The 15,959-nt window shown below is 73.5% G+C and carries 13 protein-coding genes and 1 riboswitch; of the genes, 9 read left to right on the top strand and 4 right to left on the bottom strand.

What is annotated here, in order from left to right; all coding sequences use genetic code 11:
* Positions 1 to 79 precede the first annotated feature (79 nt).
* Positions 80 to 1,411 carry an aminotransferase class I/II-fold pyridoxal phosphate-dependent enzyme gene (locus ACFC1T_RS30340; RefSeq protein ID WP_375893610.1) on the bottom strand — a complete coding sequence of 444 codons (1,332 nt, stop codon included), beginning with the start codon at positions 1,409 to 1,411 and terminating at the stop codon, positions 80 to 82.
* A 34-nt stretch (positions 1,412 to 1,445) separates the two neighbouring features.
* On the opposite strand from ACFC1T_RS30340, the gene ACFC1T_RS30335 reads away from it, so the two are divergent.
* The 6 genes from ACFC1T_RS30335 to ACFC1T_RS30310 all read left to right on the top strand — a co-directional run bounded on the left by ACFC1T_RS30335 (position 1,446) and on the right by ACFC1T_RS30310 (position 7,192).
* Positions 1,446 to 2,120 carry a pyridoxamine 5'-phosphate oxidase family protein gene (locus tag ACFC1T_RS30335; protein ID WP_375893608.1) on the top strand — a complete coding sequence of 225 codons (675 nt, stop codon included), beginning with the start codon at positions 1,446 to 1,448 and terminating at the stop codon, positions 2,118 to 2,120.
* 13 nt (positions 2,121 to 2,133) lie between these two features.
* Positions 2,134 to 2,817: an FMN-binding negative transcriptional regulator gene (locus ACFC1T_RS30330; RefSeq protein ID WP_375893606.1), complete on the top strand. Its 684-nt coding sequence runs from the start codon at positions 2,134 to 2,136 to the stop codon at positions 2,815 to 2,817.
* A gap of 113 nt (positions 2,818 to 2,930) precedes the next feature.
* Complete coding sequence (locus tag ACFC1T_RS30325; protein WP_375893604.1) at positions 2,931 to 4,343, top strand: sugar porter family MFS transporter; 1,413 nt, start codon at positions 2,931 to 2,933, stop codon at positions 4,341 to 4,343.
* Positions 4,344 to 4,447: 104 nt separating this feature from the next.
* A complete protein-coding gene (locus ACFC1T_RS30320; protein ID WP_375893603.1) occupies positions 4,448 to 5,149 on the top strand; it encodes a dienelactone hydrolase family protein in 702 nt (233 codons plus the stop codon).
* A 132-nt stretch (positions 5,150 to 5,281) separates the two neighbouring features.
* Positions 5,282 to 6,556 (top strand): MFS transporter, encoded by a 1,275-nt coding sequence (locus ACFC1T_RS30315; RefSeq protein WP_375893601.1) that lies wholly within the window; start codon positions 5,282 to 5,284, stop codon positions 6,554 to 6,556.
* Positions 6,557 to 6,655: 99 nt separating this feature from the next.
* Positions 6,656 to 7,192 carry an HAD domain-containing protein gene (locus tag ACFC1T_RS30310; protein ID WP_375893599.1) on the top strand — a complete coding sequence of 179 codons (537 nt, stop codon included), beginning with the start codon at positions 6,656 to 6,658 and terminating at the stop codon, positions 7,190 to 7,192.
* Here ACFC1T_RS30310 and ACFC1T_RS30305 read toward each other — a convergent pair.
* Together ACFC1T_RS30305 and ACFC1T_RS30300 are read right to left on the bottom strand one after the other, a co-directional pair.
* Positions 7,170 to 7,958, bottom strand: a complete 789-nt coding sequence (locus ACFC1T_RS30305; RefSeq protein WP_375893597.1) for a CPBP family intramembrane glutamic endopeptidase — start codon at positions 7,956 to 7,958, stop codon at positions 7,170 to 7,172. The two genes, ACFC1T_RS30310 and ACFC1T_RS30305, sit on opposite strands and share 23 nt — an antisense overlap.
* Before the next feature lie 76 nt (positions 7,959 to 8,034).
* Positions 8,035 to 9,540 carry a glutamate--cysteine ligase gene (locus ACFC1T_RS30300; protein WP_375893595.1) on the bottom strand — a complete coding sequence of 502 codons (1,506 nt, stop codon included), beginning with the start codon at positions 9,538 to 9,540 and terminating at the stop codon, positions 8,035 to 8,037.
* Positions 9,541 to 9,916: 376 nt separating this feature from the next.
* Here ACFC1T_RS30300 and ACFC1T_RS30295 point away from each other — a divergent pair, with 376 nt between their 5' ends.
* Positions 9,917 to 10,489, top strand: a complete 573-nt coding sequence (locus ACFC1T_RS30295) for a hypothetical protein (RefSeq protein WP_375893593.1) — start codon at positions 9,917 to 9,919, stop codon at positions 10,487 to 10,489.
* Between the two features lie 407 nt (positions 10,490 to 10,896).
* On the top strand, positions 10,897 to 11,088 hold the full coding sequence (locus ACFC1T_RS30290) for a DUF5999 family protein (RefSeq protein WP_360242315.1): 192 nt from the start codon (positions 10,897 to 10,899) through the stop codon (positions 11,086 to 11,088).
* A 136-nt stretch (positions 11,089 to 11,224) separates the two neighbouring features.
* On the opposite strand, the gene gcvP is transcribed toward ACFC1T_RS30290, so the two are convergent.
* Positions 11,225 to 14,125, bottom strand: coding sequence for an aminomethyl-transferring glycine dehydrogenase (gene gcvP / locus ACFC1T_RS30285; RefSeq protein ID WP_375893592.1), 2,901 nt, complete (start codon positions 14,123 to 14,125; stop codon positions 11,225 to 11,227).
* 236 nt (positions 14,126 to 14,361) lie between these two features.
* Positions 14,362 to 14,465: riboswitch (glycine riboswitch) on the bottom strand.
* A gap of 223 nt (positions 14,466 to 14,688) precedes the next feature.
* On the opposite strand from gcvP, the gene ACFC1T_RS30280 reads away from it, so the two are divergent.
* Positions 14,689 to 15,801 carry a PRC and DUF2382 domain-containing protein gene (locus ACFC1T_RS30280; protein WP_375893590.1) on the top strand — a complete coding sequence of 371 codons (1,113 nt, stop codon included), beginning with the start codon at positions 14,689 to 14,691 and terminating at the stop codon, positions 15,799 to 15,801.
* Positions 15,802 to 15,959: the final 158 nt, after the last annotated feature.

The following is a 15,959-nucleotide window of genomic DNA, read 5'->3' as shown; positions in this document are numbered from 1 at the left end:
TGGCGCACGAAAGATGGCATGGCCGCGCCGGTTACCGCTAGGTACGTGCAGCAGGTTTCCCGCTTTGTTACCGACGGGTTCAGACCAGCCGGGTGTCGGCACCGCCCGTTCCCAGAACCGCCGCCAGATCGTTGGCCAGGTCCCTTGCGCCCGCCCGGTCGAGTCCCGCGACGGTGAACCGCAGCCCGGGCGGCGACTGGATCCGGTACCGCGCCCCGGGCGCCGCGACCCAGCCGCGCTGCACCAGGGCCGCCAGCGCCGAGGTCTCGTCCGGCACCGGCACCCAGACGTTCAGCCCGCTCGCCCCGTGCGCCTCGATGCCGCGCGCCGCCAGCTCCGCCAGCAGCGCGTCCCGCCGCTCCCGGTAGGCGGCGGCCACGCTCGCGGCGGGCGCCGCGTCGGCGCGCCACAGCTCGGCGACGGTGCGCTGCAGCAGGTGGCTGACCCAGCCCGCGCCGAGCCGCAGCCGCCCGGCGACCCGACCGACCGTCTCCTCGTCGCCGACCATCACCGACACCCGCAGGTCCGGCCCGTACGCCTTGGCCGCCGAGCGCACCACCGCCCAGTGCCGCGGCCCCGCGCCGACCAGCGGCCGGTACGGCTGGTCGACCATGCCGTGCCCGTGGTCGTCCTCGATCAGCAGCACCCCGGGGTGCTCGGCCAGCACGGCCCGCAGCGCCGCGGCCCGCGCCTCGCCGAGCGCCGCACCGGTCGGGTTCTGCGCCCGGCTGGTCACCACCACCGCACGGGCCCCGTCGGCCAGTGCCGCGGCCAGTGCCTCCGGCAGCGGCCCCTCGTCGTCCAGCCGTACGGGCAGGGGGCGCAGCCCCATCGCGGGCAGCAGGTCGAGCAGGCTGCCCCAGCCCGGGTCCTCGACCGCCACCGCGTCGCCGGGGCGCAGCCAGGCGCCGAGCGTGCGCTCGATGGTGTCCAGCGCGCCGGAGGCGACGGCGATCGGGCCGCCGGGCAGTCCGTCGGCCTCGAAGGAGCTGCGGGCGAGTTCGAGCAGCCCGGGGTCGATCCGCGACTGCCCGTACAGCACGGGTCCGGTCCGGGCGACCGCGGCCGCGAGGGCGGGGGCGAGGTCGGGCAGCAGCGCCGGGTCGGGGTTGCCGGTGGAGAGGTCGCGGGCGCGTTCGGGCACCGGGACGCGGATCTGGTCGCGGGGGGTGAGCGCGGGCCGGGGCAGGATCCGGCTGCCCTTGCGGCCGGCCGTCTCGATCACGCCCCGGTCGCGCAGCAGCCGGTAGGCGGCGGCCACCGTGTTGGGGTTGACGCCGAGTTCGACGGCGAGGTCGCGCAGCGGGGGGAGCGGGGTTCCGGGCGCGAGCTGTCCGCTGCTCACGCCCTGTTCGATGTGGGCCGCGATTTCGCTGGCGCGTCGCCCTTTCAGCGGATAGTCTCCTAGCACAAACCAGATTATGCACTAGTACATAGGGGTTGTCATGTCGACCACGCCGACGAACACCGAGGGCACCGACTACGCCCGGACCCCACGCACCACCCCCACCCGCTACAAGGACCGCGCCACCTGGGAACGCGAGGCGATCCACGCCATCCTCGACGATGCCTACCTCTGCCACCTCGGTTTCGTCGTCGACGGCGCCCCGGTCGTCCTGCCCACGGTCTTCGCCCGGGTCGGCAGCCGGCTCTACGTCCACGGCTCCACCGGCAGCCGCCCGCTGCGCGGCGCCGCCGACGACCAGGGCCTCCAGGTGTGCCTCACAGTCACCCACGTCGACGCCCTGGTGCTGACCAAGTCCGCGTTCAACCACTCGGTGAACTTCCGCTCGGTGGTCGCCCACGGCACCGCGTACCAGGTCACCGACCCCGAGGAGCTGGACGTCGCGCTGGCCGCCATCGTCGACCAGGTCGTCCCCGGCCGCTCCGGCGAGATCCGCCCGGCCAACCCCAAGGAGCTCGCCGCCACCGCCGTGCTCCGGCTGGAGCTGGACGAGGTCTCGGCGAAGACCCGCTCGGACGGCGCCGCCGACGACCCGGCCGACGCCGACCTGCCGTACTGGTCCGGCACCGTCCCGGTCAGCACCGCCTACGGCGCCCCCGAGCCGCACGACCCGAACGTCCCGCTGCCCGCGCACATGCGCCGCTATCCCCGCTGAGGAAGGCCGTCCGATGCTGATCAGGTCCTGGGACCGAGGCGACGAGGAGGAGTGGCGCGCCTGGCTGGCCGAGGGCCGCGACTTCGGCCTGCTCGCCGCCAACGGCGGCCCCGACGAGGGCCCGGTGCTCGTCCCCACCCACTTCCTGCTGGACGAGGAGGGCGGCGAGATCCTGCTCCACCTCGCCACGCCCAACCCGCTGCTGGCCGCCGTCCGCGCCGACCCGAACGTCACCCTGGCGGTCACCGACGGCTACGCCTTCGCGCCCGGCCACTGGCGCGGCGAGCCCGGCACGCCCACCAGCTACTACGCCTCGGTGCACTTCCACTGCACCGCCGAGGTGGTGGAGTCCGCCGAGGGCAAGGCGGAGATCCTCAACCGCCAGCTGGCGCACTTCCAGCCGGAGACCCCGGAGGTCCGGGTGGTCCCCGGCCGGACGGAGTTCGGCCGGCTGCTGCCCGGCCTGCGCGGGCTCCGCCTGACGGTCCGCGAGGTGCGCGCCAAGTTCAAGTACGACGACAAGAAGCCGGCCGCCGAACAGCATGCGATCGCCGGGCGGCTCGCCGAGCGCGCGGACGCCCCGGCGCTCCGCCGGGACCAGGACGCCGCCGCCCGCACCCAGCTGCTGCGGCGCCACCGCCGACGTCAGGAGCGGCTCCAGGAGCGGCGCACGGCCACCACGCGCGCCGCCGACTGACCCCGTTTCACCCGATCGGTCCCCAACTCGGGCGGGTCGGCCGCCGCGCTGCTCGAATGTGAGACGAGTCCTGCCCAGCCGTCGGGGCGGGCCCGTCCACCCGGGGAGCGCGCGTGTCCACAGTCCATCACCAGCGGGCCTCCGGCGAGGCCCACCTCGGGCACGTGATCTTCATCTCGGCGGCCGCCGCGATGGGCGGCTTCCTGTTCGGCTACGACAGCGCCGTGATCAACGGCGCCGTGACGGGCATCCAGAAGCACTTCGCGGTGGGCCACGGCACCACCGCCTTCGTGGTGGCCATCGCGCTGCTCGGCTCGGCCGCCGGCGCGGTGGTCGCCGGCCGGCTGGCCGACCACTTCGGCCGGGTGCGCACCATGCTGCTGGCCGCCGTGCTGTTCGCGGCCAGCGGCGTCGGCTCGATGTTCCCGCCGAACATCGAGGCCCTCGCGAGCTGGCGCGTGGTCGGCGGCGTCGCGATCGGCATCGCCTCGGTGATCGCGCCGACCTACATCGCCGAGGTCGCGCCGACCGCCTACCGCGGCCGGCTCGCCTCCTTCCAGCAGATGGCGATCGTGCTCGGCATCACCGTCTCGCAGCTCGCCAACTACGCGCTCAACCAGGCCGCCGGCGGCGAGTCCACCGGCCACCTCGGCGGCATCCAGGCCTGGCAGTGGATGCTCGGCGTCGAGACCATCCCGGCCCTGGTGTACGGGCTGATGGCACTCTCCATCCCGGAGTCGCCGCGCTTCCTGATCGCCGACCACCGCGAGGAGCAGGCCCGCAAGGTGCTGGTCGAGGTCGAGGGCGAGGACGTCGACCTGGACGCCCGGGTCGCCGAGATCCGCGCGGTGCTGGAATCCGCCCACAAGCCCCGGCTCAAGGACCTGCTCGGCGGCCGCTTCGGCCTGCTGCCGATCGTCTGGGTCGGCATCGGCGCCTCGGTGTTCCAGCAGTTCGTCGGCATCAACGTGATCTTCTACTACTCGTCCCTGCTCTGGCAGTCGGTCGGCATCAACGAGTCCAACTCGCTGCTGATCAGCCTCTCCACCTCGATCGTCAACGTGATCGGCACGGTGATCGCGATGACCCTGGTGGACCGGATCGGCCGCAAGCCGCTGGCCCTGGCCGGCTCGATCGGCATGGCGGCCGCGCTGGGCACGGCCGCCTGGGCGTTCTCCTACCGGCACGGCACCGGCGACACCGCGACCCTGGACAACACCCACGCCACCGTCGCCCTGGTCGCCGCCCACGTGTTCGTGCTCTGCTTCGCCTTCTCCTGGGGCGTGGTGGTCTGGGTGCTGCTCGGCGAGATGTTCCCCAACCGGATCCGGGCGCTGGCCCTGTCGGTCGCGGCCTCGGCCCAGTGGATCGCCAACTGGGCGATCACGGTCAGCTTCCCGGACCTCGCCGACTGGAACCTCTCCGCGACGTACGTCATCTACGCGGCCTTCGCGCTGCTCTCCATCCCGTTCGTGGCCTTCTGCATCAAGGAGACCAAGGGCCGCGCCCTGGAGGAGATGGGCTGACCGGCCCCGCCCTCCCGCTCCCCGCCGCAGACGGCCCGACCCACCGAACGGCCCGACCGCCGAACGGCCCAGCCCCGACCGGCCCGACCCACCGAGAGGAAGCCATGCCCGACCACGGCGGCCCCCGGCAGAACGTCAGCTTCCCGAGCAACGGCCGCACCGCGCACGGGTACCTGGCCCGCCCTCCGCAGGGCGTCGGACCGGGCCTGGTTGTCGTGCAGGAGTGGTGGGGGCTCACCTCGCACGTCGCGGACATGGCCGACCGCTTCGCCGCCGAGGGCTTCACCGTGCTGGCCCCCGACCTCTTCGGCGGCACCACCACCCACGACGGCGCCGAAGCGGCCCGGCTCAAGCGCGAACTCCCGGTCGAGCGGGCCGTCGAGGACCTCTCCGGCGCCGTCGGCCACCTGCTCGCGCTGGACGGCGTGGTCGGCGACGCGGTCGGCGCGGTCGGCTTCTGCATGGGCGGCGGCTTCGCCCTGATGCTGGCGGCCCGGGCCGGCGACGCCGTGGCCGCCGCGGTCCCCTTCTACGGCCTCCCGGCGGACCCCGACTTCGACTACCGCGGCCTGACCGCCCACGTCCTCGGCCACTTCGGCGAACTCGACGGCTCGATCCCGATGGCCGCCGTGGACGAGGCGGCCACCCGGATCGGCGAGGCCACCGACGTCCGCCCCGAGATCCACTTCTACCCGGCCGGGCACGCCTTCATGAACGACGAGAACCCGCTGGGCACCTACGACGCCCTCCAGGCCCGGATCGCCTGGCGCCGCACCCTCACCTTCCTCTGGGGCCACCTGGGCTGACGCCCCGCCCCGCCAGCGCCCCGACACCCCACCGGCCCCCGGCGCCCCGCCCCACCCGCCGGCGCCCGCCCCCACCGGTTCGGGCGCGAAATCCGGATGACACCGGTACGAACTCCGACCATAGTCACCCGGGTGCCGACCCCACTCCCCCGCCGCCCCACCTGGGCGAGCCGCAACTTCCGCATCCAGACCGCCGCCACCGTGATCAGCGGCCTCGGCAACGCCGGCGCCCCCATCGCCACCGCCTTCGCCGTCCTCGGCAACGGCGGCGGCGCCACCGAGGTGGGCTACGTCACCGCCGCGCGGCTGCTGCCCACCGTGCTGTTCCTGCTGGTCGGCGGCACCCTCGCCGACCGGCTCCCGCGCCACCACGTGATGGTCGCCGCCAACCTGTTCAGCGGCGCCTCCCAGGCCGTGCTGGCCGCCCTGGTGCTGGCCGGGAACGTCCAGCTGTGGCAGCTGCTGGTGCTCTCCGCCGCCGGCGGCGCCGGCTACGCCCTCTACTCCCCCGCGGCCGGCGGCATGATCATGCAGGCCGTCCCCCAGGAGCACGCCGCCCGCGCCTTCGCGGTCTTCCGGATGGGCCTGAACGCCTCCCAGATCGGCGGCGCCGCCCTCGGCGGGGCGCTCACCGCCGCCGTCGGCCCCGGCTGGGTGCTGGCCCTGGACGCCCTCTGCTTCCTGGTCGCCGCCTCCCTGCGCTTCTTCCTGGAGCCCGAGTCCGCGCCCGCCCCCTCCGGCGGCGGCATGCTGCGCGACCTGCGCGAGGGCTGGCGGGAGTTCGCCTCCCGCCGCTGGCTGTGGGTGATCGTGCTGCAGTTCGCCGTCGTGGTGGCCTGCATCAACACCGTCGAGGCGGTGTACGGGCCGACGGTGGCCGACGAACGCCTGGGCGGCGCGGGCGCCTGGGGCCTGGCGATGTCCGCGTACGGCGTCGGCCTGGTCGTCACCGGCCTGCTGATGGCCCGTTGGCGCCCCCGCCGGATCCTGCTGGTCGGCAACTGGGGCGTGTTCCTGTTCGGCGCCCCGGCCCTCGCCCTGGCCGCCGGCGCCCCGCTGCCGCTGCTGATCGCCGCGATGTTCCTGTCCGGGGTCGGCGTCACGGTCTTCGGCGTCAACTGGATGGTCGTGCTCCAGCAGGAGATCCCGGAGGAGATGTTCTCCCGGGTCTCCGCGTACGACGAACTCGGCTCCTACTCGCTGGCCCCGGTCGGCACCGCGCTGGCCGGCCCGGCCGCGGCCGCGCTCGGCCTGTCCGGCGCGCTGTGGGCCTGTGCGGCGCTGTGCCTGCTGCTGAGCGCCGTCGTCCTGATCGACCCGCAGATCCGCCGGCTCTCCCGCCGCGACCCGCGGGGAAGCACCCCGGACGCACCGGTGCCCGCCGGCGAACCCGCGCCCGCGCCGTGAGCGCCCTGTGCGCCCCGCGTGCGCCCGTCGGAAAGCAACCATCGGGGCCGACGGTTCGTCCGACCGGGTAGGAAGATCCATCCACTTGGGGGCCCACCGGTGCCGAAGCCACTGCTGTTCCTGGACGTCGACGGGGTGCTGAACCCGGTCTGCCCGCCTCCGGACGCCGGGTTCGACACCCACACCCTGCTCGGCTACGCCGTCCTGCTCTCCGCCGAGCACGGCGCCTGGCTGCGCGAACTCGCCGGGACGTACGAGCTGGTCTGGGCCACCACCTGGGAGGAGCACGCCAACACCCACATCGCCCCGGCGATCGGCCTGGACCCGCTCCCCTTCGTCCGCTTCACCGGGTACGTCCCGCAACCCGACGACCCGCGCGTCCCGTTGATGCAGCTGTTCTCCGCCCGCAAGTGGGCTCCGCTGCTGCGCTACGCCGAGGGCCGCCCGTTCGCCTGGGTGGACGACGTCATCCCGTCCCGGCTGGTCCGCCGCTCGCTGTGGCGCCGGGACCGCCTGCTGCTGCCGATCGACCCCGGCCGGGGCCTGGAGCGCCGGCACGTCGACCGGCTGCTCGCCCGCCCGCCGCGCAGCCAGTCCCTGTCGGGATCACCGGTCAGGGGGTCGGCAGCCAGCTGACGTGCCCGGCGAGCAGCGCGTACCCGACGAAGGCCACCGTGTCGATCAGCGCGTGCGCCGCCACCAGCGGCATCACCCGCCCCCAGCGCCGGTACAGCAGGCAGAACACCGCCCCCATCACCATGTTGCCGACCAGCCCGCCGACCCCCTGGTACAGGTGGTACGAGCCGCGCAGCACCGAGCTGGCCACCACCGCCGCCGGCCAGGACCATCCCCGCTGCCCCAGCCGGCGCAGCAGGTAGCCGAGGACGACGACCTCCTCCAGGATCGCGTTCTGCCAGGCCGACAGCACCAGCACCGGCACCCGCCACCACACGTCCGGCAGTCCGGAGGGCGCCACCGTCAGGTTGTACCCGGCCGCCTGCGAGGCCAGGTACAGCACCAGCCCGGAGCCGCCGATCGCCGCCGCGACGGCCGCGCCCCGGCCCAGGTCGCGCAGCTTCTCCCGCAGGTCGAAGCCCAGCACCCGCAGCGAGGCGCCCTCGCGCACCAGCAGGTAGCCGACCAGCACCACCGGCATCAGCCCGCGCCCGATGTAGTACAGCTGCCAGACCAGGTCCAGCCAGGGCCGCCCGGGCGCGCGCGAGCCGTTCAGGGTGGCGACCTGCTGCCCGAGCTGGAGCGGTTCGGTGAGCGAGCCCGCGAAGCTGATCAGCGCACTGATCCCGCTGGCCCCGAGCGAGAGGCCGAGGACGACCAGCAGTTCCACGCCGAGCAGGCGTCGGTCGGGCCGCACGGTCTCCGGCACGGTCGGGCGGGTCGTCACGGGTGCTCCAGCGGACGGACGGTCGCTCCGGTCGTCGGCCGACGACCGGAGCGATCATCCTGACACAGCGGCGGGCTCAGCCCACCGGCCAGGTGTGCACCGGTTCGCCGCCGCGCATGTGCTCGGCGTAGCGCCTGGTCATCGCGGCGAGCGCGGCCGGGCGGTCCATGCCGTAATGCTCGCGCAACCGGTGGAAGGTGGCGCTCTGCCAGGCGGCGCCGTTGGTGCGGCGCAGGCAGCGCTGCTCGATGATCCCCAGGTAGCGGTCCCGGTCGGCGGGCTCCACGCCCCACTCGTCCAGCCCCTGGTAGGCCATCGGGAGCAGCTCGTTGAGCACCAGGTCGACCGCCGACACCGTCTGCAGCCCGCCGCCGCGGCCGGCCCGGCCGGGGCGCGGCCACTGGAACACCGCGTCGATGCCGTACCGGGCGCCCTGGCGGAAGTTCTCGTCCGCCCGCTCGAACGGCAGCCGGGTCCAGACCGGCCGGGGCTGCTCGGCGAGCACCCGCACCAGCCCGTAGTAGAAGGCGGCGTTGGCCAGCGTGTCGGCCACCGTCGGCCCGGCCGGCAGCGCCCGGTTCTCCACCCGCAGGTGCGCGACCCCGCCGGAGACGTCGTACACCGGGCGGTTCCAGCGGTAGATGGTGCCGTTGTGCAGCCGCATCTCGGCGAGCCTGGGCGCGCCGCCGGAGGCCAGCACCTTGAGCGGGTCCTCGTCGTCGCAGATCGGCAGCAGTGCCGGGAAGTAGCGCAGGTTCTCCTCGAACAGGTCGTACGCCGAGTCCACCCAGCGCTCGCCGAACCAGGTGATCGGGCGCACGCCCTGGGCCTTGAGCTCCGCCGAACGGGTGTCACAGGCCTGCTGGAAGAGCACCGGCCGGGTCTCCCGCCACAGCTCCCGCCCGAACAGGAAGGGGGAGTTGGCGCCGAGCGCCAGCTGCGGCCCGCAGATCGCCTGGGCGGCGTTCCACACCGAGGAGAACCGCTCCGGGGTCACCTGGAGGTGCAGTTGCAGCGAGGTCGCGGCGGCCTCGGCGACCATCGTGATGGACTCCAGCTGGAGGTGCTCCACGCCCTCGATGTCCAGCGCGATGTCCTCCCCCCGGGCGGCCAGGATCTGGTCGCTGAGCAGGCTGTAGCGCTGGTTGTGGCTCATCGCGTCCAGCCCGGTGTGGTCGTTCTCCAGGGTCGGCAGGATGCCCACCATGACGATCCGGGCGCCGGCCTCGGCCGCCTGCCGGTCGGCGTACCGCAGCCCGGTGTCGATCTCCTCGCGCAGTTCCTCGAAGACGTGCCCGCAGAGCCGGTGCGGCACGATGTTGACCTCGATGTTGAACTGGCCCAGTTCGGTCTGGAAGTCGCTGGACCCGATCGCGCTCAGCACCTGGGCGTTGCGCATGACCGGCAGGCCCTGTTCGTCGGCCAGGTTGAGCTCGATCTCCAGCCCCATCACGGCCCGCGGCCGGTCGAAGCGGTCCTCGCGCAGCATCCGCCCGAGCGCGTCGAGGCAGGCCTGGAGCTTGAGCCGGTACTGCTGCCGGTCCGCCAGATCCGCCCGTGTCGCCACGACCTTCTCGCCCACGGTCCCCTCCTCCTGAGACACCCGGCCGGTCGACCGTGCCAGCATCATGCCCACCTCGAAGATCGATACCCGAATGCTTGTACTGGCTTGCATTGCAAGGCATCTGACGGGAATTCAGGTCATCTGCAGACTTGCCCGCCGCCACCGCCTGTGATAAACAGATCACCCTGCGCATTTGTTCGATGAAGCCGCTGAGTTCGCACTGCGCTCCGGCCGGTCCGCTCCCGCCCCGAGTCCCTCGTCGACGGCGGAGACCGCGCCGGCGCCGCGATCCTGCACAACCGGACAAGGCCGGCCCCCGTCACCGTGGACGCGCCGAGCCGCGCCGGTATGCCGCACTCGCACGCCGATCTCGCTTGGAGAGGCGGACCCCGCCATGACCCTGCAGACCCCCCAGCCCCCACCGAGTGCCCTGCGCGCGGTCCTGGGCGCGCTCGACTCGGAGACCGCGCTGCGCCAGCCCGCCGCCGCCGCGCTGCGTCACCCGACCGGTCCACTGCTCCCCGCGCACCCGCTCGCGGTGCACGTCCTGGACGGCCCGCGCCCCGAGCTGCCCGCCGCCCGGCGCACCGGCTGGCGCTTCCTGATCAAGGACGGCCCCGACGTGGCCGCCGCCGCCGAGGTGGTGCAGAGCCCCGAGGGCCACACCTTCTCCCACTTCACCGCCGGCCCGTACCTCTCCTCCACCGTCCGGGCACTGCGCGAGGCCTGGCAGCTCACCCAGGGCTCCCGCTCCCGCCGCCAGCCCCGGCTGCTCACCTTCCCCGGCCAGTACGCCACCGCGCTCTGGCTGCACAGCCCCGACGCCGGCCCGTCCGCCGACCTGCTGATCCCGCTGGCCCCGGCCCCGCTCGGCGTCACCGCGCACCGCGCCTACCCGGCCGCCGAGCTGCTCCCGCTGCTCGCCCGCGCCCCGCTGGCCGGATCCCTGCTGCTCGGCTCCCCCTGAGGACGCGCACCGCACCGGCCGTCGGGCACCGCGCCCGGCGGCCCTTCGCCGCGCCCGCCCCGCCCACCGCCCTCACCCGAACGGCCACTACCCGGACGGGCCATCCGCCATGGCCCTCTCGGGCCATGCCCCGACTGGCCCACTGGTGCGCGATTTCTCCCCGGCCCCACCTGAACGGGTGATCTCTGCCCCGGAGTTGTGGCGCATGTCACGAAATTGCTGCGCGCGCGTCCGCAGATGCCGACACTGGGAACCAGCGTGGAAGGACCCCCTGTCCTACCCACTTGAGTGCTGGCCAAACCTGGCCGGCACGCGGACAGGATCCGACCACCACGGCGGCCCCGGACGGCTCGACCTCCGGGAACCGCACCACGGGGAGGATCGCAGAGCGAAGCGAGGGTACGCGTATGTGCCAGCACCGTCCTGAGTGCCCGACGGCCGAGTCCGAGGACCGCGAAGCGGCCGAGCCGGTGGCCTGCCACCCGGAGCAGGGCTGGAGCCTGCTCTGCAACGGCGTCCTCCTGTTCGAGGACACCGGAGAACTGCTGCCCGACGGCCGGGTGATCGCCCCGCGCCGCCCGGTCGCCCACGCGGCCTGAGCCCACGCCGCCCCACCGCCCGCGCCGCCACGGCCCGAGCCCACGCGGCAACCCGTCCGACACCCGGACAGCGCACAAGGGCAGAGCCCCGGCAGAAACGTTCTGCCGGGGCCCTGCCTCGTTCCTGCGCAGTCGATCAGACGCCGTACTCGTCCAGCGGCGGGCAGGAGCAGACCAGGTTGCGGTCGCCGTACGCGCCGTCGATCCGGCTCACCGGCGGCCAGTACTTGTCCGCCAGGTTCACACCCGCCGGGAAGACCGCCTCCTGCCGCGAGTAGCCGTGCGCCCAGTCGCCGGCCAGCACGGCGGCGGTGTGCGGGGCGTTGCGCAGCGGGTTGTCGTCGGCCGCCCACTCGCCCGAGCCGACCTTGTCGATCTCGCCGCGGATCTCGATCATCGCGTCGCAGAACCGGTCGATCTCGTGCAGGTCCTCGGACTCGGTCGGCTCGATCATCAGCGTGCCGGCCACCGGGAAGGACATCGTCGGCGCGTGGAAGCCGTAGTCGATCAGGCGCTTGGCGATGTCGTCCACCGTCACGCCCGTCTCCTTGGTCAGCGGGCGCAGGTCGATGATGCACTCGTGCGCGACCAGCCCGCCCGGGCCGGTGTAGAGCACCGGGAAGTGCGGCGCGAGGCGCTTGGCGATGTAGTTGGCGTTCAGCACGGCGACCTGGGTCGCGTGCTTGAGGCCCTCGCCGCCCATCAGCCGGACGTACGCCCAGGAGATCGGCAGGATCGCCGCCGAGCCCCACGGCGCGGCCGAGATCGGGCCGACGCCGGTGGCCGGGCCGGCCTCCTCCTGGAGCGGGTGGTTCGGCAGGTACGGCGCCAGGTGGGCGCGCACCGCGACCGGGCCGACGCCCGGGCCGCCGCCGCCGTGCGGGATGCAGAAGGTCTTGTGCAGGTTCAGGTGCGAGACGTCCGCGCCGAACTTGCCCGGCTTGGCCAGGCCGACCAGGGCGTTCAGGTTGGCGCCGTCGACGTACACCTGGCCGCCGGCCTCGTGCACCAGGGCGCAGATGTCGGTGATCTGGGTCTCGTACACGCCGTGGGTCGACGGGTAGGTGACCATCAGCACCGACAGGTTGTCGCGGTGCTGCTCGATCTTGGCCTTGAGGTCCTCGACGTCCACGTCGCCGTCGACCAGGGTCTTCACCACGACCACGCGCATGCCGGCCATCACCGCGGAGGCGGCGTTGGTGCCGTGCGCCGAGGACGGGATCAGGCAGACGTCGCGCTGGGCGTCACCGTTGGCGTGGTGGTAGGCCCGGACGGCCAGCAGGCCGGCCAGCTCGCCCTGGGAGCCGGCGTTCGGCTGGATCGAGACGGCGTCGTAGCCGGTGACCTCGACGAGCTGCTGCTCCAGCTGGCGGATCAGGGTCAGGTAGCCCGCGGCCTGGTCGACCGGCGCGAAGGGGTGCAGCTGGCCGAACTCCGGCCAGGTCACCGCCTCCATCTCGGTGGTGGCGTTGAGCTTCATGGTGCAGGAGCCCAGCGGGATCATGCCGCGGTCCAGCGCGTAGTCCCGGTCCGACAGGCGGCGCAGGTAGCGCAGCATGGCGGTCTCCGAGCGGTGGCTGTGGAAGACCGGGTGGGTCAGGTACTCGTCCTCGCGCAGCAGCGCGGCCGGCAGCGCGTCGGCGGCCTCGGCGGCCTCGACCGCGGGGACGCCGAACGCGGACCAGACGCCGGCCAGGTGCTCGCGGGTGGTGGTCTCGTCGGCGGAGACCGAGATCCGGTCCTCGCCGTCCTGGAACACGTTGATGCCGTTGGCGCGGGCGGCGGCGGCGATCTCGGCGGCGCGGCCCGGGACGACGGCGGTGACGGTGTCGAAGAACTCGCCGTGCAGCAGCTCGACGCCGCCGGCCCGCAGGCCCTCGGCGAGGGCGGCGGCGTAGCGGTGGGTGCGGCGGGCGATGTCGGCCAGGCCGTCCGGGCCGTGGTAGACGGCGTACATCGAGGCCATCACGGCGAGCAGCACCTGGGCGGTGCAGATGTTGCTGGTGGCCTTCTCGCGGCGGATGTGCTGCTCGCGGGTCTGCAGGGCCAGGCGGTAGGCACGGTTGCCGTCGGCGTCGACGGAGACGCCGACCAGGCGGCCGGGCAGCGAGCGGGCGTACTCGGCGCGCACCGAGAGGTAGCCGGCGTGCGGGCCGCCGAAGCCCATCGGGACGCCGAAGCGCTGCGAGGTGCCGCAGGCGATGTCGGCGCCCAGCGCGCCCGGGGACTTGAGCAGGGTCAGCGCCAGGAGGTCGGCGGCGACGGCGACGATCGCGCCCAGGCCGTGCGCCTGCTCGATCACCGCGGTGAGGTCGCGGACCACGCCGGTGGCGCCCGGGTACTGCAGCAGCACGCCGAAGACGCCGCGCTCGGCGATCTCGGCCGGGATGCCCTCGGACAGGTCGGCGACGACGACCTCGACGCCGGTCGGCACGGCGCGGGTGTTGATCACCGCGACGGTCTGCGGCAGGGTCTCGGCGTCGACCAGGAAGACGCCGCCCTTGACCTTGGTGACGCGGCGGGCCAGCGCCATCGCCTCGGCGGCCGCGGTGCCCTCGTCCAGCAGCGAGGAGCCGGAGGTGGGCAGACCGGTCAGGTCGGAGACCAGGGTCTGGAAGTTGAGCAGGGCCTCCAGGCGGCCCTGCGAGATCTCCGGCTGGTACGGGGTGTACGCGGTGTACCAGGCCGGGTTCTCCATGACGTTGCGCAGGATCACCGGCGGGGTGAAGGTGCCGTAGTAGCCCAGGCCGATCATCGGCTGGAGCACCTGGTTGCGGCCGGCCAGCTCGCGCAGCTCGGCGAGGACCTGTGCCTCGCTGCGGCCGGCGGGCAGGTCCAGGGCGGTGATGGAGCGGATCGCCTCGGGAACGGCGGTGGCGGCGAGCTCGTCCAGCGAGCCGTAGCCGACGGAGGCCAGCATCTTCTCCTGCGCGGCGGCGTCGGGGCCGATGTGGCGGCTCTCGAAGGGGCTGGCCAGCTCAAGCTCGGTGAGGGTCGAGGCGCTGGTGGGGCGTCCCGCGTTCGGCTGGGCGTTCATGGTGGTCGAGGCCTCCTGGTCACGGACCGGCGGGGGTACGCACGCCGGCCGGTCGCGCCGCTGCGGACAGCGGACCGACCTGGGCGGGCGGACCCGAAAGGCCTCCCCCTCTGTCATCGGGACCTGAGAGCTTCGCCCGCACGCCGCGCGATGGCGCGCCGTCGGCTTGCACCGTCGGTGAGGGTGGTGATCGTCGGCTCCCGCGCCGGCGGTCCTGCCCTGCTTTCCAGAGTGACCTATCCCGCACGGTACGGATGCCTGAGAGATTCCGGGGAGGAGTTGCTCCTTCGGCGCCCCGACCAGCGGTTTTCACTGTCGGGGACTCTCCCGAGCGGGCTCGGCGGTCGCGGCCCAGGGTACCAGCGGGAGGGCTTCCGATCACGGGTGCGTCCGGTCACTCCGGGTCTACGCGCGTCCCCCGGACGGCCCAGCGCGAAGCCCGTCCGGCGCACCCCGGTCGCGCGCGTCCGATTGATGGCTTTTGGTGTGAAGTGGCGGACGGGACGGGTGCTCCGGCCGCCTCACCTGCGGGAGTTCCGCAGGCGCAGCGCTTGGAGGAAAGAGTGCAGACCGACATCGACCCCAGGGACCTCATCGGCCACAAGGCGGTCGACCGCAACGGGGACAAGATCGGCACGGTGGACGAGGTGTACCTGGACGACGCCACCGGGCATCCGGAGTGGGCGGCCGTCCGCACCGGCATCTTCGGCCGGGACGCCTTCGTCCCGCTCACCACGAGCGAGTTCTCCGGCGAGGAGCTCCGGGTGCCGTACGACAAGTCGCTGGTGAAGGACTCGCCGGACTTCGGCGTGGGCCAGCACCTGTCGCCGGCCCAGGAGCTCCAGCTCTACCGCTACTACGGCCTCGACACCCCCGCGGACGGCCGTCCGGCCACCACGGAGCCCGCCCGGGACGACCGGCCGGACCTCGACTTCGGCACCACCACGGCCGCCAAGCCGATCGCCTTCCACTCCCCCGACCCCGACCCCGACCCCGCCCCGGCCACGACCGCGACCGCGACGGGCACGACCACCATGACCAGCACCGGCACGACCCACACCAGCACCGACACCGCCACGGAGGCCCACGTGCGGACCCTCAGCACCCCCGCACCGATCGCCAACGGCACCGTCCTCGCGCCGGCCGCCGCCCACCTGGCCGAGCCGAAGCCGCAGCCCGCCGCGACCACCCCGGCCGCGAACGGCACCGCCGCCTCCTCGGCCCCCAGCGGCCCGGTCGAGATCACCTGCCGCGAGGAGCGGCTGGACATCACCACCGAGTGGCACGTGCTGGGCACCGCGAAGCTGCGCAAGTACGTGACCAGCGAGCAGGTCGAGCGCCGCGTCCCGGTGGTCCGCGAGCGGGTCCGGGTGGAGCGGATGCCGGTCGGCGAGGCCGAGCTGGCCTCGCTGACCGAGAAGGAGATCGACGAGGCGGTCGAGGAGGTGACCCTCCGTGAGGAGCGGCCGGTGGTCCGCAAGTACCTCGCCCCGATCGAGCGGGTCCGCCTGGTGGTGGAGCGCTACACGGAGGAGGAGGTGGTCCGGGACGAGCTCCGCCGCGAGCACGTCGAGGTCCACGACGACACGGCCGCCACCGCACCGGCCGAGGCGGGCGAGGCGCTCGTCCACGCGGCCGACGGCCCCCGGCCCGCCGCCCTGCGCCCGCTGGCCTGACCTCCCCGATCTCCGCCCGTTCCACGAGGGCCCCGGACTCCGGTCCGGGGCCCTCGTGTTGCGCCGTAGTTCCCCACTTTGCCAAACCTTAACCACTCGATATTTGACATCATGAACTATCCACCCGCACAGTTACTTGAGTTCATTCACTATGTACG

Source organism: Kitasatospora sp. NPDC056076, from assembly GCF_042266305.1.
Classification (GTDB): domain Bacteria; phylum Actinomycetota; class Actinomycetes; order Streptomycetales; family Streptomycetaceae; genus Kitasatospora.
Note: the sequence above shows the minus strand (reverse complement) of the source record. Positions and strands in the feature narration are given on the sequence as shown.

Bases quoted from the DNA above. Each gene is read 5' to 3' on its own strand.
- ACFC1T_RS30335 (WP_375893608.1), top strand. From the start codon at position 1,446: ATGTCGACCACGCCGACGAACACCGAGGGCACCGACTACGCCCGGACC.
- ACFC1T_RS30320 (WP_375893603.1), top strand. From the start codon at position 4,448: ATGCCCGACCACGGCGGCCCCCGGCAGAACGTCAGCTTCCCGAGCAAC.
- ACFC1T_RS30290 (WP_360242315.1), top strand. From the start codon at position 10,897: ATGTGCCAGCACCGTCCTGAGTGCCCGACGGCCGAGTCCGAGGACCGC.
- ACFC1T_RS30295 (WP_375893593.1), top strand. From the start codon at position 9,917: ATGACCCTGCAGACCCCCCAGCCCCCACCGAGTGCCCTGCGCGCGGTC.
- ACFC1T_RS30330 (WP_375893606.1), top strand. From the start codon at position 2,134: ATGCTGATCAGGTCCTGGGACCGAGGCGACGAGGAGGAGTGGCGCGCC.
- gcvP (WP_375893592.1), bottom strand. From the start codon at position 14,125: ATGAACGCCCAGCCGAACGCGGGACGCCCCACCAGCGCCTCGACCCTC.